Here is a 20,282-nt window from a genome sequence, read left to right on the forward strand (position 1 = left end):
CGGCGAGCAGCACCGGTGGGCACCACGATGATCGTCGAACTGACGGCCATCGTCGTGCTCGCGGTGCTGCTCGTCGTCGCCCTGCTGGTCCTGCGGCGCATCCGCGTCCTGCGCCGCGGCGGTGTCGACGTGGCGCTGCGCGAGGCGCGGCCCCAGGAGGACCTGCGCGGCTGGCACTCGGGCCTCGGGCGCTACCGCGGCGACGAGTTCCGCTGGTACCGCATCAGCGGGCTGAGCTCGGGCGCCAACGTCGCACTCGACCGCACCCGCCTCGAGATCATCGACCGTCGCAGCCCCGTGGCCGGCGAGATGCACCCCGCCGGGTCGACGGTCCTGACGTGCCGCGACCGCGGCCGCACCTGGGAGCTCGCGATCGGCGCCGACGCGCTGACCGGCTTCTCCTCCTGGCTGGAGTCCACCCCGCCCGGCCGGTCGACGGGCTACCGGCAGGCCAGCTGATGGGGCTGTTCTCCCGTCGCCCGGCCCCGGCGCTGCCCCCGCGCGACGATCTTCACCGCGCGCTCGAGGGGCTCGCGCCGAAGGACGCCGAGCGGTTCCGCGGGAAGGCCCGCCTCGTCGAGGCCTGCGCCGCCGAGCCCGCGGACAGCACGATCCTCGCCGTCCTCGATGCGGTGATCACCGAGCCCCACACCACCGACGGCGGCCTGCTCTGCGCCACCACCGAGGCCGTCACCTTCGGCGGCGGGCACTCCGGGCGCATGCACTTCCCGCTGGCCGCCGTGGTCCGCGTCGCGGAGATCGCGCGGGGCACCGTGCGCGTCGAGTTCGAACCCGCCGCGCCGGGCGTGCGGGTGCTGCCGGTGCGGGAGAACGTGGACGCGATGGACTTCTCGGTTCGCGCGGACCCCGCGTCGGTCCGGTTCTTCGTCGGTCAGGTCCGGGCCGGGGGCGCCGCGGCCACGGGGTGAGCTCAGGCGCCGCGGCGCGAGCGCTCGACGGCCGCGAACAGGGCCTCCCGGAAGCGCGCGGCGTCCGGCCCGCCGTCCATCGGCACCGTGCGCGATCCCCGGGTGTGGCCGCCGACCGGCGTGCTGGTCAGCGGCAGCACGTCGTCCGGGACCTGCACGCCCGCGCTGCGCGCCCGGTCCATGAGCTCGGAGGGCAGCATCGAGAACTCGAGCTGGTGGAGACGGTGGAAGCCGACCTGGGCCGCGGGGTCGACCTCGGCGTCGTCGCCGTCGCGGTAGGCCACGATCAGCAGCTCCGGCGTCAGCAGCATCTCGATCGTGCGCCGGGTCGTGCGCGCTCCGCCGAAGAGCCGCTTCTTCGTCGTGTCCTCGTCGCTGCGCAGGCCGTGCGTCACCTCGGGCAGCGGGTCGCGGAACAGGCCGACCACCGCGCCCTGCTCGCGGACGAGGGCCGCGGTGTGGGGCGGGAGCTGGTGGACCGTGACGGCCCGGGAGGTCACTGATCGTTCGGCCACGGGGCGGAGCGTAGGGGGCGCACTCCTCAGGCGGGTCGGGCGCGCTCGACGGCGTCCTTCAGCGCGGCCCGGAAGCGCGTGACCTCGGGGCCGATGCCCGCCGCGACGTGGCGCGTGGCGCGCCGGGCGCCGCCCAGGGGCGTGCTCGTCACCGACACGACGCTCTGCGGCGGCGTCGGCGCGGCCCCGGGCGCCCGCTTCGCCAGCCCGACGGTGGGCGTGGCGACCTCGACCTGGTCCAGCCGGTGGAACGTGACCCGGGCCTCGGGGCTGACGTGCTCCACGGCGTCGTCGACGCCCTGGCGGTAGGAGATGATCAGCAGCTCCGGCGTCAGCAGCATCTCGGTGGTGTGCCGCTCCGAGCGCGGGCCGACCGGCCGCCGGGCCATCGTCTCCTCGTCGACACGCAGGCCGTGCGTCACGTCGGCCAGCGGGTCGCGGTCCAGCCCGCGCGTCGTGCCCTGGTGCCGGATGAACCGGGCCATGGCGGGCGGGACGTCGTCGGCGGTCACCGCCCAGGACGTCAGGTTGCGGGCCACGGTCCCACCGTGGAGGACCGGGGCGGGGAGCGCAACGATCAGACCGGCCCCAGGACGTGGTCGAGGTGGGCGTTGGTGAAGAGGCCACTCGGGTCGACGTCGCGGCGCACGCGGCGGAACGCGTCGAAGCACGGGTAGCGCTCGCGCAGGGCCGCGGCGTCGAGGTGGTGCTCCTTGCCCCAGTGCGGGCGCCCGCCCGCGGCGGCGGCGATCGCGCCGACCGCCCCGAACCACTCCTGGCGGGGCGCGCCGACGTACTGGTGCACGGCGACGTAGGCGGTGTCGCGGCCGTGCGCGGTGGAGAGCCACACGTCGTCGGCGGCGGCGACCCGCACCTCGACCGGGAAGAGCACGGGGTGCTCCAGGCGCAGGACGGCGGCGCGCAGCTCGGCGAGCACCTCGCCCAGCCGCTCGCGGGGCAGGGCCCACTCCGACTCGACGAAGCGCACGCGCCGGCGGGTGGTGAACACGCGGTGCGAGCGGTCGCCGTACTCGCGCGGCGAGAGCACCGACGACGCCAGCCGCCCGAGGGCCGGCGCGACCGACGGCGCCGCGCGCCCGATGCGGCAGAGCGCCCCGAACGCGGCGTTCTCCACCAGGTCGTACTCGACGAAGCGCCGCAGCGGCGACAGCGGCGGGGGCGCGGCGTCCGGGGCCACGCGGTCGTTGCGCTTGACCAGCGCCCGCGCGCCGTAGGGGAACCAGTAGAACTCATAGTGGTCGGCCTCGTCGGCGGCCCGGTCGACGTCGGCGACGACGTCGTCGAGGGGCTCGGGCCGCTCGATCGCGCGCAGCACGAAGGCCGGCACGCACTGCAGGGTCACGTGGGTGACGACGCCCAGCGCGCCGAGGCCCACGCGCGCGGCGGCGAAGAGGTCGGGCTCCTCGGCGGCCGAGCAGTGCACGGGGGAGCCGTCGGCGAGCACCAGGTCCAGCGCGGTGACCTGGGTGGCGAGACCGCCCAGGCGCGCACCGGTGCCGTGGGTGCCGGTGGCGACGGCGCCCGAGATCGTCTGGGCGTCGATGTCGCCGAGGTTGGCCATGGCCAGCCCGTGGGCGTCGAGGGCCCGGTCGAGCGCGCGCAGCGTGGTACCGGCGCGCACCCGCACGCGCCGGGTCGTGGTGTCGACGGCCTCGAGCCCGGCGAACCCGCCCAGGTCGACCGCGTGCCCGTCGGTGGCGGCCAGCGGGGTGAAGGAGTGCCCGCTGCCGCGGGGGCGCAGCCGCGCGCCCTCGGCGGCGGCCTCCCGGACGGCCGCGACGACGTCGTCGACCGTGCGGGGGCGGTGCACGCGGGACGGGGCGGCGGTGACGGTGCCGGACCAGTTGCGCCAGGTGCCGCCGCGAGCCACCCCCGCACCGTAGCCCGGCGCGGTGCCAGGGTGGACCCGTGACGAGCCCCTGGGACCGGGCGACGGCGCACCTCGACCCGCCCTTCGGCGTGGTCGACCTCGACGCCTTCGACGCGAACCTCGACGACCTGCTCGCTCGCGCGGCCGGGCGCCCGGTGCGGCTGGCGACGAAGTCGGTGCGCTGCCGGGCGCTGATCTTCCGTGCGCTCGCGCGGGACGGGGTCGCGGGGCTCCTGTGCTACGCGCTGCCCGAGGCCCTGTGGCACGTCGAGCAGGGCACGAGCGACGACGTCCTCGTCGGCTACCCGAGCGTCGACCGGGCTGCCCTGCGGGCTCTGGCCGGCGACGAGCGCGCCCGCGCCGCGGTGACACTCATGATCGACTCGACGGAGCACCTGGACCTCCTCGAGGCCGTGCTCGGGCCCGGGCACCCCGAGCTGCGGGTGTGCCTGGAGCTGGACGCGGCGTGGCGCCCGCTCCCGGGGGTGCACGTCGGGGCGTGGCGCTCGCCGGTGCACACCGCGGGCGACGCGGGCCGGCTCGCCCGCGCCGTCGTCGCCCGTCCCGGGGTGCGGCTGGTGGGGCTGATGGCCTACGAGGGGCAGATCGCCGGGGTGCCGGACGCGACGGGCTCGCGGGTGCGCGACGCGGCGGTGCGCTGGGTGCAGCGGCGCTCCGCGGCCGAGCTCGCGGGCCGTCGCGCGGCGGCGGTGCGGGCCGTGCGGGCGGTCGCCGACCTGGAGCTCGTCAACGGCGGCGGCAGCGGCAGCGTCGAGACGACGCGCGCGGACACGTCGGTCACCGAGATCGCCGCCGGCTCGGCGCTGATCGGCTCGACGCTCTTCGACGGCTACACGCGGATGCACCCGCGGCCCGCCGTGCTGTACGCGCTGCCGGTGGTGCGCCGGCCCGACGCCCGGACGGTGACGCTGGCCGGCGGCGGCTGGGTGGCGTCCGGGCCCGCCGCGGCGTCACGCCTGCCCGCGCCCCACCACCCCGCCGGGCTGTCGCTGACGGGGATCGAGGGCGCGGGGGAGGTGCAGACACCGCTGCGGGGGCGGGAGCTGCCGGGGATCGGCGACCGGGTGTGGATGCGCCACGCGAAGGCCGGCGAGCTCGCCGAGCACCTCAGCGCGTACCACCTCGTCGCGGGCGACCGGGTCGTCGAGACCGTGCCCACCTACCGCGGGGAGGGCCGGGCGTTCGGCTGAGCGCCCGCTACGCGTCCCGCTGCTCCTCCGGGCCGCCGGGCACCCACAGCACGTCGCCGCCGGGGTTGGCGACACGGCCGAGGATGAACAGCAGGTCGGAGAGCCGGTTGAGGTAGTGCGCGGGCAGGCGGCTGGTGCGGTCCGGGTCGGCGGCGATGACGGCCCAGGTGCTGCGCTCCGCGCGGCGGGTGACGACGCGCGCGATGTTGAGGTAGGCGGCCGCGGGCGTGCCGCCGGGCAGGATGAACGAGTCGAGCTTCGGCAGGTCCTCGTTGAACGTGTCGCACCAGCCCTCGAGCCGCTCGATCTGGCGCTCGGTGACGCGCAGCGGCGGGTACTCCGGGTTCTCCACGATCGGCGTGGCGAGGTCGGCGCCGACGTCGAAGAGATCGTTTTGGATCTGGTTCAGCGGGGCGACGATCGCCTCCGGCGGCGCGCCGACCGACAGCACGACGCCGATGGCCGCGTTGGCCTCCTCGGAGTCGGCGTAGGCCCCGAGCCGCGGGTCGGTCTTGGGCACGCGCGAGAAGTCCGACAGGCCCGTGGTCCCGTCGTCGCCGGTGCGCGTGTAGATCCGGGTCAGGTGAACGGCCACGGCCCCCACTGTAGGCGGCCGGGGGTTCCGCCGACGGGGTGCTGCGCGTCGACGGGTAGCGTCACTGCGCGATGAACGAGCACTTCGTGGTGCGTGGCTCGGGCCCGCTGACCGGGGCCGTCGACGTGGTCGGCGCCAAGAACAGCGTGCTCAAGCTGATGGCGGCGGCGCTGCTCGCCGAGGGCCGGACCGTCATCACGAACTGTCCCGAGATCCTCGACGTGCCGCTGATGGCCGACGTCCTGCGCAGCCTCGGCTGCGAGGTGGCCGTCGCCGGCGACACGGTGACGATCGACGTGCCGGCCGAGCTGACCTCCGAGGCCGACTACCGCTCGGTGTCGCGGCTGCGGGCCTCGGTCTGCGTGCTGGGCCCGCTGGTCGCCCGTTGCCGGCACGCGGTGGTGCCCCTGCCCGGCGGCGACGCGATCGGCTCGCGCCCGCTCGACATGCACCAGGCGGGCCTGCGCCTGCTGGGGGCGACGAGCGAGATCTCCCACGGCTGCGTGGTCGCGGGCGCCGAGATGCTGCGCGGCGCCCAGATCTGGCTGGACTTCCCGAGCGTCGGCGCCACCGAGAACATCCTCATGGCCGCGGTGTTCGCCGAGGGCACCACGGTGATCGACAACGCCGCCCGCGAGCCCGAGATCGTCGACCTCGTGACGATGCTCCAGCAGATGGGCGCCAAGATCGAGGGCGGCGGCACCTCGACGCTGACCGTGCACGGCGGCGCCCCGCTCGCGCCCACCACGCACCGCGTGATCGGCGACCGCATCGTCGGCGCCACCTGGGGCTTCGCGGCCGCGATGGCCGGCGGCGACGTCACCGTGCGCGGCGTCGACCCGCACCACCTCGACCTCGTGCTCGACCGGCTGCGCCAGGCCGGTGCCGAGGTGGAGGCCCGCGACGACGGCTTCCGCGTGGTCATGGCCGGGCGCCCCCGCTCGGTGGACTGGGTGACGCTGCCCTACCCGGGCTTCGCCACCGACCTGCAACCCATGGCCATCGCGCTGTCGGCGGTCTCCGAGGGCACGTCGATGATCACCGAGAACGTGTTCGAGGGCCGCTTCCGCTTCGTCGAGGAGATGGTGCGCCTCGGCGCCGACGCCCGCACCGACGGCCACCACGCCGTCGTGCGCGGGGTGCGACGGCTGTCGTCGGCTCCGGTCTGGGCCTCGGACATCCGCGCGGGCGCGGGGCTGGTGCTGGCCGGGCTGTGCGCCGACGGCGACACCGAGGTGTGGGACGTCGCGCACATCGACCGCGGCTACCCGCTGTTCGTCGAGAACCTGGCCGCCCTCGGCGGCGACATCCGCCGGATCGTGGCGCCCCCGGTCCGCTGAGGCCTACCGGCTCGTCGTCCGGAACCGCACGGCGAACGGGCTGATCACGCCCGGCACGGCGTCGGGGTCGAGCGCCCGCGGGTGCTCCAGCGCGTAGTCGTGGTGCTCGAGCAGCGTGGCCAGGAAGGTGCTCGTGCTCAGCAGCACGAGGTTCTGCCCCGGGCACACGCCCGGCCCCTCGCTGAACGGCACGAGCGGCCAGGCGGTCCGCGCGTCACCGACGGGGCCCTCGCCGGTCCACAGGTCCGGGGTGAAGCGGTGGGCGACGTCGAGGTCGTCGGCGTCGCGGTGGAAGAACGGCGCGTAGACCAGGACGGCGGTGCCCGCGGGGAGCCGCGTCCCGGCGAGCTCGGTGTCGCGGGTGGTCTCGCGCAGGATCATCGGCGTCGTCGGCCACAGCCGCACCGACTCGAGCACCGCGGCGCGCAGTCGGCGCAGCTCCTGCGGGGTGTCGAGGTCGACGTCCCGGAGCTCGGCACGGGCCCGGTCCCCCTCCTCGCGGTCGACGGTGAGCAGGGCGAGGGCCCGGATCGCGGCCATGCCCGCGGGGTCGAAGGCGAAGAGCCACTGCGGGATCTGGTCGACGGGGTCCACGCCGCCGTCCTGCGCCGGCGCCGCCTCGGCGAGCAGGCCCGCCAGGCTGCCGGGCTCGGCGCGCTCGACGTAGGCCGCGAGGCGGCGGCGCAGGCGGTCGCGGCGGCTGCGGCTGTTGGGCAGGAAGTACGACCAGTTCGCGCGGTACCGCAGGGTGTCGAGGTCGTCCTGCAGGCCCTCGTCGTCGGCGGCGGCGTCGCCGAGGACGACCCGGCGGACCACCCGGCGCCAGCCCGCGGAAAAGCCGTCCCAGTCCAGCCGGCCCGTGGCGCCCGCGCGCTCGGCGACCGCCCGCGCCTCCTCCCGGACCGTCGTCACCAGGTCGCCCGCGAGGCGGTGCACCGGGTGCGGCGTGTCCAGGACGGTCTCGTTCAGCGCGCGGCGGGCCTCGCGCTCGCGCCCGTGGGAGACGAGCACGCCGTGCGGCTGGAACTGGTCCAGCGCGCCCTGCTTCTCGCGCGTGGCCAGGGCGAACGGCTCCGGCGAGCCCCCGAGCACCTGGTGCACGTCGTCCCCGCCCAGCACGAGCGCGAGCCGCCGCCCCGGGATCGCCAGCTGGACGGGGCCGTCCCCGTGGCGGCGGTGCAGGTCCTGGACGGTCCGCACCGCCTGCCCGTCGAGGTCGAACCGCTCGGCCAGCGCCATGGCCCGCGGGCGGCGGGCGATGGCGCCCTGGGCGACGGTGGGCGCGAGCACGCCGAGCGCGACGCGCAGCGTGTCGCCGACGCGCAGGCGCGGGGCGGTGCGGGACGGGACGGTGGACGAGGACACGGGTGTGCCTCCCGGGGGGTCGACGGGGTGGCCGGGGAACGGCCTACCCGGTGCCGGGAGTCCGGTACGCCCGCGAGGCTCAGCCGGGCCGGCGCGTCCAGCCCTGCGCCGGGGTGGCCCGCGTGGCGATCCAGCCGCGCGGCAGGCCCTCGAGCTCGGCGAGGCGCGGGTCGCGGCGGGCGAGGTCGCCGAGGCCCACGCCGGGACCGGCGTCGGTCGGGAGGGCCGCGCACAGCTCGGGATGGTCGGCGAGCAGGTGCCAGTCGCCGCGCGCGTCGTGGACGACGACGAGCACCGGCCAGCCGTGGACGACGACGCGGCCGTCGCGGGGTGGGGGCTCGGCGCCGCGTGCCCGCACTTCGAGACGTGGGGAACCCGGGCGGTGGTGCCGGGCAGGGGGACGGACAGACATGAGCGGGTCCTCCGCAGGGACCTCGGGCCGCGGGAACCGGACCCCGTCGGCCGAGAAGATCAGACCGGCGGCACCGGGTGTCGACCGCGCGGGGAGGAGTCTTCCGAGCACGCCGCGTCGGCGCCACCCGGAGGGGTGTGTCCCGGATCGCTCAGGTGCTGCCCATCACGAGCTGCGCAGCACCACACGCGCGTCGTCGGCGTCGGTGGGGAACGCCAGCAGCCGCCAGCCGGCCTCGCCCCGGCTGACCGTCACGCGCACCTTCTCCCGCGCGAGCTTGGCCACGAGCACGTCGGCGGCCTCGCGCGTCGGCACCACGGCCACGGTCTCGAGCAGGCCCAGGTCGCCGTGCTCGTCGGGCACCGCGCCCTGTGGGCCCCGGCCGAACGTGTAGCGGAGCAGCCCGACGATGAGCACCACGAAGGCGATCGCCATGAGGAGCTCGCCGATCGACCCGACCATGTCGGCCTCCTCGTCCCCGCGTCGCCCCCATCCTGACCGATCCTGTGGGCGACGGCATCCGACGTGCGTCACGCTGCGGTGCCCCGCGTCGTGACCCGCCGGTAGATTCCCCGGGTCAGCCACCCCCGGGTGACGACGACGCGGAGGTCTCACTCGTGCCCTACCCCAGCGACGACGCCCGGGATCGACCCTGGGTCATGCGGACGTACGCCGGCCACTCGTCGGCGCGCGCGTCGAACGAGCTGTACCGGCGGAACCTGGAGAAGGGCCAGACCGGCCTGTCGGTGGCCTTCGACCTGCCGACGCAGACCGGCTACGACCCCGACCACGAGCTCGCCAAGGGCGAGGTGGGCAAGGTCGGCGTCCCGGTGTCGCACATCGGGGACATGCGCGCCCTGTTCGACGGCATCCCCCTGAACGACGCCAACACGTCGATGACGATCAACGCGACGGCGATGTGGATGCTCGCGCTCTACGTCACCGTCGCCGACGAGCACGGGGCCGACCGCGCGAAGCTCGCGGGCACCACGCAGAACGACATCGTCAAGGAGTACCTGTCGCGGGGGACCTACGCGTTCCCGCCCGGACCGAGCGTCCGGCTGATCACCGACATGATCGCGTGGACGTACACCAACGTCCCCAAGTGGAACCCGATCAACATCTGCAGCTACCACCTGCAGGAGGCCGGGGCGACGCCGACGCAGGAGGTCGCCTACACGCTGTCGACGGCCATCGCCGTGCTCGACGCGGTGCGCGACTCGGGCCAGGTGCCCCCGGAGCGCTTCGCCGAGGTCGTCGGGCGCATCTCGTTCTTCGTCAACGCGGGCCTGCACTTCATCGAGGAGATCGCGAAGCTGCGGGCGTTCGCGCAGCTCTGGGACGAGCTCTGCCGCGAGCGCTACGGCGTCGAGGACGCGAAGCTGCGCCGGTTCCGCTACGGCGTGCAGGTCAACTCGCTGGGGCTCACCGAGGCCCAGCCGGAGAACAACGTCCAGCGCATCGTGCTGGAGATGCTCGCGGTGACGCTGTCCCGCGACGCCCGCGCCCGCGCGGTGCAGCTGCCGGCGTGGAACGAGGCGCTGGGCCTGCCGCGGCCGTGGGACCAGCAGTGGGCGCTGCGCATGCAGCAGGTGCTGGCCTACGAGACCGACCTGCTCGACCACGACGACGTCTTCGCCGGCTCGCACGTCATGGAGGCCAAGACGGCGTCGATCGTCGAGGGCGCCCGCGCCGAGATGGCCAAGGTCGCCGAGATGGGCGGCGCCGTGCCCGCCGTCGACTCCGGCTACATGAAGTCACAGCTGGTGTCGTCGCTGGCCCAGCGCCGGATGCGGCTCGAGTCGGGCGAGGACACGGTCGTCGGGGTCAACAAGTTCACCTCCACCGAGCCCAGCCCGCTGCAGGCCGAGGGCGCCGACGCCATCTTCACCGTCGAGAAGTCGGTGGAGGAGGAGGCCGCCCGCGCGGTGCAGGAGTGGCGGTCGTCGCGCGACCAGGAGGCCGCCGACGCCGCGCTGGCCCGGCTGCGCGAGGCGGCGACCACCGACGAGAACCTCATGGAGGCCACGCTCGCCTGCGCCCGCGCCGGCGTCACCACCGGCGAGTGGTCCGCGGCCCTGCGCGACGTGTTCGGCTCGTACCGGGCGCCCACCGGGGTGTCGGCCGCGACGTCGGGCTCGGGCGAGGCGCCCGAGGACCTCGCCGCCATCCGGGCCCGGGTCCGGGCCACCGCCGAGGAGATGGGCACGGCGTCGCTGCGCATGCTCGTCGGCAAGCCGGGCCTCGACGGGCACTCCAACGGCGCCGAGCAGATCGCCGTGCGCGCCCGCGACGCCGGCTTCGAGGTGATCTACCAGGGCATCCGCCTCACGCCGGCCGAGATCGTCGCGGCCGCCGTGCAGGAGGGCGTGCACGTGGTGGGCCTGTCGGTGCTCTCGGGCTCGCACCTCGAGGTCGTGCCCGCCGTGCTCGACGGGCTGGCCCGCGCCGGCGCCGAGGACATCCCGGTCGTCGTCGGCGGGATCATCCCGCCCGACGACGCCGAGCAGCTGCAGCGCCTCGGCGTGCACCGCGTCGTCACGCCGAAGACGTACTCGCTCACCGGGATCATGGGCGAGTTCGTCGACGTGATCCGCGAGGTGCACGGCCTCGACGCGGCGACGGGGTCGCCGACGCCGGTCGCGGGGAGCTGACCAGGCCGGCCCTCAGCCCGGCACCCGGTCCAGGAAGCCGTGGACGCGCCGCAGGCGGCCGTCCTCGGCGATCTCCGCGACGTCGAACCCGATCACCACGGGCTCCACGGCACCCTCCGGGGCGAGGTGCCAGGTGAACCGCAAGACGTCGTGGTGGGCGTCCTGCACCTCGCCGGGTGTGAAGACCAGGCCCGCGAACCGGGCCTGCGCGCCGGCGATCAGCGCGTCGACGCCGTCGTGGCCCGACACGTCGGCCATCGGGTCGACGTAGCGGGCGTCGGGGGCGAACACCGCGGCGATCGCCTCGCGGCGGGCGGCGGGGTCGGTGGCGTTCCAGGCAGCGAGGTAGCGGTCGACGAGAGTCGTGGTGGTGGTGCTCATGGGGTCCTCCTCGGGGTGGTCGTGCTGACGAGGAGAACGGTGACCTCAGCGCGGTAGCCGGGTCGATGACCTCGTGGGTCATGGACGATCAGCACGCGCCGCGGCGAGGCTGGCGCCGTGAACGAGGACCTGATCGCGTCCATGCCCTTCGCCGCCGGGCTCGGCATCCGCCTCGAGGCGGCCGGCGCCGACGAGACCGTCGCGGTGCTGCCGTGGTCCGACGCGCACACCACCGCGGGCGGGCTGCTGCACGGCGGCGCGCTGATGACGCTCGCCGACACCGCCGGCGCCGTCTGCGCGTACCTCGGGCTGCCGCCCGGGGCGCGCACGGCGACCACGCAGTCGGGCACCCACCTGCTGCGCGCGGTCGCCGGCGGCGAGGTCCGCGCCACCGCGCGCCCCGTGCACGCCGGGCGCACGCAGGTCGTCGTGCAGACCGACGTCACCGACGACCGGGGCCGCCTCGTCGCGCGGACGACGCAGACGCAGGCGGTGGTCGTGAGCTGACTTCCGCTCACCGGCAACGACGGCCCTACTTGGCGTGACGCCCGACACGATCACCGCGACACCCCCCGAGCCCGGAGGTCCCGCGATGACGCGCCCCACCCTGCTGCTGGTCCACGGCGCCTGGCACGGCTCGTGGTTCTGGGACCCGCTGCGCGCGGAGCTGGCGGAGTACGACGTCCGCACCGTCGACCTGCCCAGCTGCACCGGCGGCCCGGACGAGCTCGGCGGTCTGCAGGACGACGCCGACACGGTCCGCGAGGCGCTGGCGGGCATCGACGCCCCCGTCGTCGTGGTCGCGCACTCCTACGGCGGGCTGCCGGTCTCCGAGGCGGCCGGGCCACCGGTGACGCACCTCGTCTACCTGTGCGCCTTCATGCTCGACGCCGGCGAGTCGCTGCTGGCGGCCGCCGGGGGCACGCCGCCGCCGTGGTGGGAGGTGCACGAGCGGCACGTCGTCGCGCGCACGCCCGAGGAGGTGTTCTACAACGACCTGGACCCCGCGACCGCGGCGGCGGCGGCCGGGCGCCTGGGCCTGCTCAGCCGGGCCGCCACCGAGACGCCCCTGACCCGCGCCGCCTGGCACGACATCCCGAGCACCTACGTCGTCTGCGACCGGGACGCGGCCATCCCGTCGTTCGCCCAGGAGGGGATGGCGCAGCGCGCCGGGACGGTCGTGCACCTCGACGCCGGGCACTCCGCGGCGGTGTCGCGCCCGCGGGACGTGGCCGCGATCGTGCGCACGGCCGCGGGGTCCTGAGGCCTACTCCTCGTCGTCGTCCCGCGCGCCACGGCGCTTGAGGAAGCCGAAGCCGGGGATGCCGTCGATGGCCTGGCGCAGGTCCTTGGTGACGTCGAGCAGCTCGTGGAGGTCCGGTCCGACGCGGTCGAGGGTCGCGAGGATCGGCATGATGTCGGTGACCATGTGCTCGGTGAACTGCGGCATCTGGTCGACGAGCTTGATGGCCGCGTCGACCTCCTCGGGGCTGAGCTCGTCGATGAAGCGACCCGCCAGCGGCGCGCCGCGCTCGAGCATGGGCTTGTAGAGGTCGAGCAGCTCCTGCGCCGACCGGCTCGTCTCCCCGGCGCCGTCGACGATCCCGCGCGCACCCTCGGTGATCTGCCGGGCGTCGCCGACGACGCCCTCGGCGCCCGAGGTGATCGTGCGGGCGGACTCGACGACCTCGCTCGCGCCGCTGGTGATCGAGCGGGCGGAGGTGACGACCTCGTCGGCACCGCTGGTGATCGAGCGGGCCGAGGTGACCACCTCGTCCGCGCCGCTGGTGATGCGCCGCGCCGACTCGACCACCTCGGAGGCGCCGTCGGTGATGCCGCGCGCGGACGCGACGACCTCGTCGGCCCCGGTCGTGATCTTGCGGGCGTCGCCGACGACCTCCTCCGCGCCCGTGGTGATCGTGCGGGCGGAGCCGATGACGCCGTCGACGCGCTCCATCACGCCGTCCACGCGCTCGACGATCCCGTCGGCCCGCACGACCAGGCCGTCGACGCGGTCGGCGAGCGTGCCCAGCACGCCGACCAGCCGCGTCACCTCGTCGAGCAGGGCGTCGACCCGCCCGGGCAGCCGGACCCCGACGTCGACGACCTCGCCGACCCAGCCGGCCACCTCGCCGGGTGAGGGCACCGCCAGGGGACCGAACCGCACCAACGCCATGTCCCCACTGTGCCCGTGCTCACGGGTTCCACGCCCTCCCTACGACGAGTGCAGCAGGAAGAGCGTCCACGCAGCGAGGGACTGGGCGTCGGTGACCTCGCCGGCGCGGGCTCGGCGCTCGAACTCGGCCCGCGTGACCCACGCGAAGCGCATGTCGGCCTCGGTGTCCTCGCGGGCGGGCTCGCCGGCGGTAAGGTCGGTGGCGAGGAACGCGCGCCCGCGCTGGGAGGACAGGCCGGGCGCGACGTCGATCAGGCCGAGGTAGGTCAGGGTGCCGGCGCGCAGGCCCGTCTCCTCGCGCAGCTCGCGGGCGGCGAGCTCGTCCGGGGGCAGGGCGGCGCGGTCGGGCGCGGTGCCCTGCGGGAACTCCCAGCGGCGCAGGCCCAGGGGGTAGCGGTACTGCTCGACCAGGCCCAGGCGGTCCCCGTCGAGGGGCACGACCAGCGCGTAGTCCGGCTTGTCGACCACGCCGTAGACGCCCTCGCCGCCGTCCGGGCGCCGGAACGTGTCCTCGCGCAGCGTCATCCACGGGTTGGCGTAGATCTCGCGGCTGCTGGTCGTCACGGGCGGTTCCACACCCCGGGATGATCCACCGGAGCGGTCTCCTAGTGTTCGGCCCGTGCGTCTCGTCATCGCCCGGTGCACGGTCGACTACGACGGCCGCCTCACCGCCCACCTGCCCAGCGCGCTGCGCCTGCTGCTGGTGAAGGCGGACGGGTCGGTCAGCGTCCACGCCGACGACCGCGCCTACAAGCCGCTGAACTGGATGAGCCCGCCGTGCTGGCTCACCGAGACCCCCGGCGTGTGGACGGTGAAGAACAAGGCCGACGAGACGCTGACGATCACGCTCGAGGAGATCCAGCACGACTCGTCGCACGAGCTCGGCGTCGACCCGGGCCTGGTCAAGGACGGTGTCGAGGCGCACCTGCAGGAGCTGCTCGCCGCGCACGTCACCACGCTGGGGGCGGGGTGGTCGCTGGTGCGCCGCGAGTACCCGACGGCGATCGGGCCGGTCGACCTGCTGTGCCGCGACGACGCCGGGCGCTCGGTCGCGGTGGAGATCAAGCGACGCGGGGAGATCGACGGCGTCGAGCAGCTGACCCGCTACCTCGAGCTGCTCAACCGCGACCCGCTGCTCACGCCGGTGGCGGGGGTGTTCGCCGCGCAGCAGATCAAGCCGCAGGCCCGGGTGCTGGCCACCGACCGCGGCATCCGGTGCGTCACGCTCGACTACGACGCCCTGCGCGGCGCCGAGGTCGACGAGTTCCGGCTCTTCTGACGTCGTGGGCGGCCGTCTCTCGCGCGCGCTGGCGCGGCGTCTGGGCCGGGGACGGTTGCGCGAGCACCTGCCCGCCGAGGTCGACGGCGAGTGCGTGTTCTGCCGCATCGTCGCCGGCCGGGGAGACGCGAGCGTGGTGGCCGAGAGCGACCGGGCGGTGGCGTTCCTCGACCTCCAGCCCGTGACGCCCGGCCACGTGCTCGTCGTGCCGAAGGCGCACGCGGCGGGGCTGACCGACGTCGAGGACGTCGACGGGGCCGCGGTGTGGTCGCTCGCGCGGCGGGTGGGGGACGGCCTGCGGGCGGCGGGCCTCGCCGACGGGGTGAACCTGCTGCTCGCCGACGGGGCGGTGGCGTGGCAGACGGTGTGGCACGTGCACCTGCACGTCATCCCGCGCCGGCGCGGCGACGGCCTGCGCCTCCTGGCCGCCTGGACCCGCCCGGCGCGCCCGAGCCTGGACGCCACCGCCGAGTGCATCCGCGCCGCTCTCGGGTGATCGGAGTGGAGTTACGGACACTGAATGTCAGCGGAGCCACTCCGCTGACGTGGACGGACAGTCGCGCCTGACGGCTACCGACCCGTAGCCTCCGCGTATGACGAGCACCCGCGACGAGGTGTCGGTGCCCGCGGCATCGCAGCCAGGCCAGCAGGACACCTTCGACTCCCTCGACCCCCGCAGCGGACAGGCCATCGCCTCGTACCCGCGCCACAGCCCCGAGCAGGTCGAGGCCGTCGTGGAGCGGGCGCGCCGGGCGGCGCGCTGGTGGGTCGACCTCGGGTTCGACGGGCGCGCGAGCAAGCTCGGGGCGTGGCGACGCCTGCTCGACTCGCGCCGCGACGAGCTCGCCGCCGTGGTCAGCCGCGAGACCGGCAAGCCGATGGACGACGCACGCATCGAGGGCATCCTCGCCCTCGACCACCTGCACTGGGCCGCGAAGAACGCCAAGCGCGTCCTCGGGCCGCGCAACGCCGCGGCGGGCCTGCTGATGATCAACCACAAGGCGACGGTCGAGTACCCGCCGGTGGGCGTCGTCGGGGTGCTCGGGCCCTGGAACTACCCGGTGTTCACGCCGATGGGCTCGATCGCCTACGCGCTCGCCGCCGGCAACACCGTCGTCTTCAAGCCCAGCGAGCTCACGCCGGGCGTCGGGACCTGGCTGGCCGACACCTTCGCCGAGGCGGTCGGCGAGGACGCCGTGTTCCAGGTCGTCACCGGCGAGGGCGAGACCGGCGGCGCGCTGTGCCGCGCGGGCGTCGACAAGGTCGCGTTCACCGGCTCCACGGCGACGGCCAAGAAGGTCATGGCCACCTGCGCCGAGTCGCTCACCCCGGTGCTCGTCGAGTGCGGCGGCAAGGACGCGCTGCTCGTGGACGCCGACGCCGACCTCGACGACGCCGCGGCCGCCGTGGTCTGGGGCTCGATGTCCAACGCCGGCCAGACCTGCGTCGGCGTCGAGCGCGTCTACGTGGTCGACGCCGTGGCCGAGGAGCTGCTCGACAAGGTCGCCTCCCGCGCCGCCCAGGTGCGCCCCGGCGGCGAGCCCGACGCCCAGTACGGCCCGATCACCATGCCCTCACAGATCGACGTCATCTCGGGGCAGATCGACGACGCGCTCGACCGGGGTGGGCGCGCCGTCGTCGGCGGCCGCGGCTCGGTGCGCGCGCCCTACGTCGACCCGGTGGTGCTCGCCGACGTGCCCGAGGACAGCTCCGCGGTCACCGACGAGACCTTCGGCCCGACGGTCGTCGTCAACCGCGTCCGCGACCTCGACGAGGCCGTCGAGCGCGCCAACGCCTCGCGCTACGGGCTCGGCGCGGCGGTGTTCGCCAAGGCCCGCGGCCACGAGGTCGCACGCCGGCTGCGCTGCGGCATGGTGTCGGTCAACGGCGTCATCGCGTTCGCGGGCATCCCGTCGCTGCCCTTCGGCGGCGTCGGCGACTCCGGGTTCGGCCGCATCCACGGCGTCGACGGGCTGCGCGAGTTCACCCGCCCCCTGGCGATCTCCGAGCGCCGCTTCCGCAGCGTCAACGTCATGACGTTCGACCGCCCCGGCTGGGTGGTCAAGGTGCTCGGCAAGCTGGTCAGCGTCATCTACGGCCAGCGGTAGGGCTTTCGGGAACGGTCAAGTTACCGACCGGTACAACCCGGTCGGTCGGGCCCGGGTGAGACGTCGCCGCACGTGGCAGGATCGCGGCCCGGGACGGGCGGCACGCGCCGGCCGTCCCGGTCAACGGTCGTCGGCAGGAAGGTCTCGGACGTGGCTCGCGAATTCGCCCGGGTGGGAGTGGTCGGTCTCGGCACCATGGGGGCGGGCATCGTCGAGGTGTTCGCCCGCGCGGGCATCGAGGTGGTCGCCATCGAGGTGGACGACCCCGCGGTGACCCGGGGCCGCGAGACCATCGAGGCCTCGACCCAGCGGGCCGTCGACCGCTCCAAGCTGGCCGCCGACGACCGCGAGGCCCTGCTCTCGCGCGTGCGGGTGAGCACCCAGCTCGACGACCTCGCCGACGCCGACCTCGTGGTCGAGGCCGTGCCCGAGCGCCTGGACCTCAAAGCCGAGGTGTTCGCGGCCCTGGACAAGGTCTGCGGCCCGGAGACGATCTTCGCCTCGAACACCTCGTCGCTGTCGATCACCGAGCTGTCGGTGCGCACCGAGCGCCCGGCGCAGGTCGTCGGCATGCACTTCTTCAACCCGGCCCCGGTGCAGGCGCTGGTCGAGGTGGTGCGCACGGTGGTCACCGACCCCGAGGTGCTCTCCGAGGTGACCGAGCTGGCCGTCCGTCTGGGCAAGAGCCCGGTGGTGTGCGGCGACCGCGCCGGCTTCATCGCCAACAACCTGCTCTTCACCTACCTCAACCAGGCCGTGGGGATGTTCGAGTCCCACTACGCCGGGCGCGAGGACCTCGACGCCGCCATGCGCTTCGGCTGCGGCTACCCCATGGGCCCGCTGGCGCTCATGGACCTCATCGGCCTCGACACGGCCTACGAGATCCTCGACACGATGTACCGGCAGTCGCGCAACCAGCGCCACGCGCCGGCCCCGATCCTCAAGCAGATGATCACCGCGGGGCTGCTCGGCCGGAAGTCGGGGCGTGGCTTCTACACCTACGCCGCCCCGGGTTCGCCCGAGGTCGTGGCGGACGCGCTGACCCCGCCGCCGCCCGGCCAGGAGGCCGCCGGCCAGCGCCCGGTGCAGACCGTCGGCGTCGTCGGCACCGGCACGATGGCCACGGGCATCGCCGAGGTCTTCGCCAAGTCCGGCCACGACGTCGTCGTCCGCGCGCGCACCGAGGCCAAGGGCGAGGGCGTCGTCGCGGGCATCCGCAAGTCGCTCGAGAAGGCCGTGGTCAAGGGCAAGCTGACCGAGGAAGTCCGCGACGAGACACTCGCGCGCGTCCGCCCCACGACGTCGTTCGACGACCTGGCCGCCTGCGACCTCGTGGTCGAGGCCGTCGCCGAGGACCTCGAGGTCAAGCAGGCCGTGTTCGGCGCGCTGGACGACGTCTGCAAGCCGGGCGCGATCCTCGCCACCACCACGTCGTCCCTGCCGGTGGTCGAGTGCGCGGCGGCGACGCAGCGCCCCGACGACGTCATCGGCATGCACTTCTTCAACCCGGCGTCGGTGATGAAGCTCGTCGAGATCGTCAGCCCGATCACGACCTCGCCGGACGTCACCGCCACCGTCCGGGCCGTCACGGCCAGGATCGGCAAGCACCCGGTGCTCTGCGGCGACCGCGCGGGCTTCATCGTCAACGCGCTGCTGTTCCCGTACCTCAACGACGCGACGGCGATGCTCGAGGCGAACTACGCCAACGCCGACGACATCGACTCGGCCATGAAGAACGGCTGCGGGCTGCCCATGGGGCCGTTCGCGCTGCTCGACGTCGTCGGGCTCGACGTGTCGCTGGCCATCGAGCGCTCGCTCTACCAGGAGTTCCGCGTGCCCGGCTTCGCGCCGGCGCCGCTGCTGGAGCACCTGGTGACCGCCGGGCGCCTGGGCCGCAAGACGGGCCAGGGCTTCCGGGACTACCAGAAGAAGTAGGGAGTGCCCCGACGGCCGCCCCGCCGGCCCGCCCGTCCCGCCGCGGATCCTCCGCCGCTGCGGGGCGGGTGGGTGCGCGAGGAGGACGGCTGGGTCGTGCGCTCGATCAGCGGGACGGCGGCGACCAAGTCCTACCGGTGCCCTGGGTGTGACCAGGAGATCCCGCCGGCGACGCCGCACGTGGTGGCGTGGCCGGCGGACGAGCCGGAAGGGACCGTGGAGCGCCGGCACTGGCACACCCGGTGCTGGCAGCGCGCGAAGCGCTGAGGCCTTGCGGCCCTAGCGGGAGGCGGCGCTGCGCTGCTCCGGGGCCGAGGCCCCGCCGAGCTCGCTCGACTCGCCCTGGGCGCTCCCGTTCCCGTTGGTGGGATCGTTGACGGCCGTGGCGCCCGACGGCGGGGTGGGCAGGGTCGGCGCGGGGTGCGCGCCCGAGAGCGTCGGCCGGCCGTCGGTGGCGCCCGGCTCGTCGGGGAAGGCCTCGACGGTGGGCAGGCTGCCGAGTGCCGCGCGCAGGGTGGTCAGCTGCTGGCCCACCCGGTCGCGCAGGCGGCGCATCTCGGCGACCTCGGCGTCCGCCTCGCGCAGCCGTCGGCGGGCCTCCTCGGCCGCCTCGTGCACGTGCTTCTCGGCCCGCTCGCGCGAGGCCTGCTCGTCGGCCTCGAGCTGGCGCATCGCCTCGCGGCGGCGCGCCGACATGGCCACGGCGAAGTCCTTCTCGACCTGCTCGCGGCTCGCGCGGCCCTCGGCGTCGAGACGGTCGCGCTCCTGCTCGGCGTCCTGGCGCAGGCGCGTGGCCTCGGCGCGCGCCCCGTCCATGAGCGCGCGGTGCTCCTCCTCCATGGCGCGGCGCCGGCGCTCGTTGTCCGCCAGCCCCCCGTCGTAGCGGTGGCGGGCCTCCTGGGCCTCGGCCTCGGCGCGCTCGTGGATGTCGCGGGCCTGGCGCCGGGCCTCGTCGAGCGTGGCGCGCGCCTGGTCCTCGGCGTGCCCGACCGTGCGGCGGGCCCGCTCGTCGGCCTCGCCGAGCGTGCCGCGGGCCTGCTCGTCCGCGTCCGCCGTGGTGCGCCGGGCGTGCTCGTCGGCGGTGTCGCGCACGTGGCGCGCGTACGCGTCGGCGTCGTCCCGGACGCGCTGCGCGGCCCCGGCGGCCTCCTCGCGCATCGCCCGAGCCTCGTCCTGGGCCAGCCGCAGCATGCGCTGCAGCCGCTCGGAGAGGCCCTCCATGGTGTCCGGCGGCGCCGAGAGCCGGTCGACCTGCGCGCGCAGGTCCTCGACGTGCGCGCGGTGGTGGTCGAGGGCGCGCGCGAGCTCGGCGGCCTGGGCCACGGCGGCGTCACGATCGGCCGTGAGGATGCGCAGGTCGGCCTCGACGCGGTCGAGGTGCTCCTCGACCTGTCCGCGGTCGTAACCGCGCCGCACGACGTCGAAGCCGGTCCCCAGCGGCAACAGTTCGTGCTCGTCGGAGGGCATGCGCGTCACGGTACCGGCGCCGCC

The 20,282-nt window shown here is 75.1% G+C and carries 23 protein-coding genes; 12 read left to right on the top strand and 11 right to left on the bottom strand.

The window, feature by feature from the left end; translation table 11 throughout:
- Positions 1-15: 15 nt before the first annotated feature.
- Together ACQPX6_RS09145 and ACQPX6_RS09150 are read left to right on the top strand one after the other, a co-directional pair.
- Positions 16-459, top strand: coding sequence for a DUF2550 domain-containing protein (locus ACQPX6_RS09145; RefSeq protein ID WP_433786990.1), 444 nt, complete (start codon positions 16-18; stop codon positions 457-459).
- On the top strand, positions 459-929 hold the full coding sequence (locus ACQPX6_RS09150; protein WP_433786991.1) for a hypothetical protein: 471 nt from the start codon (positions 459-461) through the stop codon (positions 927-929). The genes ACQPX6_RS09145 and ACQPX6_RS09150 overlap by 1 nt, the downstream gene beginning before the upstream one ends.
- A gap of 2 nt (positions 930-931) precedes the next feature.
- Here the strand turns inward: ACQPX6_RS09150 and ACQPX6_RS09155 are convergent, their stop codons facing one another.
- The 3 genes from ACQPX6_RS09155 to ACQPX6_RS09165 are packed head-to-tail and all read right to left on the bottom strand — an operon-like array spanning position 932 to position 3,335.
- A complete protein-coding gene (locus tag ACQPX6_RS09155; RefSeq protein ID WP_433786992.1) occupies positions 932-1,444 on the bottom strand; it encodes a hypothetical protein in 513 nt (170 codons plus the stop codon).
- Between the two features lie 26 nt (positions 1,445-1,470).
- A complete protein-coding gene (locus ACQPX6_RS09160; RefSeq protein ID WP_433786993.1) occupies positions 1,471-1,983 on the bottom strand; it encodes a hypothetical protein in 513 nt (170 codons plus the stop codon).
- Positions 1,984-2,021: 38 nt separating this feature from the next.
- Entirely contained in the window at positions 2,022-3,335 is a 1,314-nt protein-coding gene (locus ACQPX6_RS09165; protein WP_433786994.1) for a D-arabinono-1,4-lactone oxidase, read from the bottom strand.
- Positions 3,336-3,373: 38 nt separating this feature from the next.
- On the opposite strand from ACQPX6_RS09165, the gene ACQPX6_RS09170 reads away from it, so the two are divergent.
- Positions 3,374-4,546, top strand: a complete 1,173-nt coding sequence (locus ACQPX6_RS09170) for an alanine racemase (RefSeq protein ID WP_433786995.1) — start codon at positions 3,374-3,376, stop codon at positions 4,544-4,546.
- A gap of 7 nt (positions 4,547-4,553) precedes the next feature.
- Here the strand turns inward: ACQPX6_RS09170 and ACQPX6_RS09175 are convergent, their stop codons facing one another.
- Positions 4,554-5,141: a cob(I)yrinic acid a,c-diamide adenosyltransferase gene (locus ACQPX6_RS09175; RefSeq protein ID WP_433786996.1), complete on the bottom strand. Its 588-nt coding sequence runs from the start codon at positions 5,139-5,141 to the stop codon at positions 4,554-4,556.
- A 71-nt stretch (positions 5,142-5,212) separates the two neighbouring features.
- Between ACQPX6_RS09175 and murA the strand changes: the two genes are divergently transcribed.
- On the top strand, positions 5,213-6,481 hold the full coding sequence (murA, locus tag ACQPX6_RS09180) for a UDP-N-acetylglucosamine 1-carboxyvinyltransferase (protein ID WP_433786997.1): 1,269 nt from the start codon (positions 5,213-5,215) through the stop codon (positions 6,479-6,481).
- A gap of 3 nt (positions 6,482-6,484) precedes the next feature.
- Here the strand turns inward: murA and ACQPX6_RS09185 are convergent, their stop codons facing one another.
- The 3 genes from ACQPX6_RS09185 to ACQPX6_RS09195 form a co-directional block, all read right to left on the bottom strand.
- Positions 6,485-7,846: a cytochrome P450 gene (locus ACQPX6_RS09185; protein WP_433786998.1), complete on the bottom strand. Its 1,362-nt coding sequence runs from the start codon at positions 7,844-7,846 to the stop codon at positions 6,485-6,487.
- A gap of 79 nt (positions 7,847-7,925) precedes the next feature.
- Complete coding sequence (locus ACQPX6_RS09190; protein WP_433786999.1) at positions 7,926-8,204, bottom strand: hypothetical protein; 279 nt, start codon at positions 8,202-8,204, stop codon at positions 7,926-7,928.
- 219 nt (positions 8,205-8,423) lie between these two features.
- Complete coding sequence (locus tag ACQPX6_RS09195; protein ID WP_433787000.1) at positions 8,424-8,720, bottom strand: hypothetical protein; 297 nt, start codon at positions 8,718-8,720, stop codon at positions 8,424-8,426.
- A 155-nt stretch (positions 8,721-8,875) separates the two neighbouring features.
- Here ACQPX6_RS09195 and ACQPX6_RS09200 point away from each other — a divergent pair, with 155 nt between their 5' ends.
- Positions 8,876-10,912 (top strand): protein meaA, encoded by a 2,037-nt coding sequence (locus ACQPX6_RS09200; protein WP_433787001.1) that lies wholly within the window; start codon positions 8,876-8,878, stop codon positions 10,910-10,912.
- Between the two features lie 12 nt (positions 10,913-10,924).
- Here the strand turns inward: ACQPX6_RS09200 and ACQPX6_RS09205 are convergent, their stop codons facing one another.
- Complete coding sequence (locus tag ACQPX6_RS09205; RefSeq protein ID WP_433787002.1) at positions 10,925-11,293, bottom strand: nuclear transport factor 2 family protein; 369 nt, start codon at positions 11,291-11,293, stop codon at positions 10,925-10,927.
- Positions 11,294-11,410: 117 nt separating this feature from the next.
- Between ACQPX6_RS09205 and ACQPX6_RS09210 the strand changes: the two genes are divergently transcribed.
- Positions 11,411-11,800: a PaaI family thioesterase gene (locus ACQPX6_RS09210; RefSeq protein WP_433787003.1), complete on the top strand. Its 390-nt coding sequence runs from the start codon at positions 11,411-11,413 to the stop codon at positions 11,798-11,800.
- Between the two features lie 85 nt (positions 11,801-11,885).
- Complete coding sequence (locus ACQPX6_RS09215) at positions 11,886-12,557, top strand: alpha/beta hydrolase (RefSeq protein ID WP_433787004.1); 672 nt, start codon at positions 11,886-11,888, stop codon at positions 12,555-12,557.
- A 3-nt stretch (positions 12,558-12,560) separates the two neighbouring features.
- Here the strand turns inward: ACQPX6_RS09215 and ACQPX6_RS09220 are convergent, their stop codons facing one another.
- Complete coding sequence (locus tag ACQPX6_RS09220) at positions 12,561-13,469, bottom strand: hypothetical protein (protein ID WP_433787005.1); 909 nt, start codon at positions 13,467-13,469, stop codon at positions 12,561-12,563.
- Between the two features lie 39 nt (positions 13,470-13,508).
- Complete coding sequence (locus tag ACQPX6_RS09225; RefSeq protein ID WP_433788233.1) at positions 13,509-13,994, bottom strand: NUDIX domain-containing protein; 486 nt, start codon at positions 13,992-13,994, stop codon at positions 13,509-13,511.
- Between the two features lie 94 nt (positions 13,995-14,088).
- On the opposite strand from ACQPX6_RS09225, the gene nucS reads away from it, so the two are divergent.
- The 5 genes from nucS (at position 14,089) to ACQPX6_RS09250 (ending at position 19,058) form a co-directional block, all read left to right on the top strand.
- Positions 14,089-14,748: an endonuclease NucS gene (gene nucS / locus ACQPX6_RS09230; RefSeq protein ID WP_433787006.1), complete on the top strand. Its 660-nt coding sequence runs from the start codon at positions 14,089-14,091 to the stop codon at positions 14,746-14,748.
- Between the two features lie 4 nt (positions 14,749-14,752).
- Positions 14,753-15,244 (top strand): HIT family protein, encoded by a 492-nt coding sequence (locus ACQPX6_RS09235; RefSeq protein WP_433787007.1) that lies wholly within the window; start codon positions 14,753-14,755, stop codon positions 15,242-15,244.
- Between the two features lie 97 nt (positions 15,245-15,341).
- Positions 15,342-16,856 carry an aldehyde dehydrogenase family protein gene (locus ACQPX6_RS09240; RefSeq protein WP_433787008.1) on the top strand — a complete coding sequence of 505 codons (1,515 nt, stop codon included), beginning with the start codon at positions 15,342-15,344 and terminating at the stop codon, positions 16,854-16,856.
- Positions 16,857-17,006: 150 nt separating this feature from the next.
- On the top strand, positions 17,007-18,791 hold the full coding sequence (locus tag ACQPX6_RS09245) for a 3-hydroxyacyl-CoA dehydrogenase family protein (RefSeq protein WP_433787009.1): 1,785 nt from the start codon (positions 17,007-17,009) through the stop codon (positions 18,789-18,791).
- Positions 18,792-18,794: 3 nt separating this feature from the next.
- Positions 18,795-19,058, top strand: coding sequence for a hypothetical protein (locus ACQPX6_RS09250; protein WP_433787010.1), 264 nt, complete (start codon positions 18,795-18,797; stop codon positions 19,056-19,058).
- A gap of 12 nt (positions 19,059-19,070) precedes the next feature.
- Here ACQPX6_RS09250 and ACQPX6_RS09255 read toward each other — a convergent pair whose 3' ends face one another.
- Positions 19,071-20,258 carry a DivIVA domain-containing protein gene (locus tag ACQPX6_RS09255; RefSeq protein WP_433787011.1) on the bottom strand — a complete coding sequence of 396 codons (1,188 nt, stop codon included), beginning with the start codon at positions 20,256-20,258 and terminating at the stop codon, positions 19,071-19,073.
- Positions 20,259-20,282: the final 24 nt, after the last annotated feature.

Source organism: Actinomycetospora sp. CA-101289, from assembly GCF_050955895.1.
Lineage (GTDB): Bacteria > Actinomycetota > Actinomycetes > Mycobacteriales > Pseudonocardiaceae > Actinomycetospora.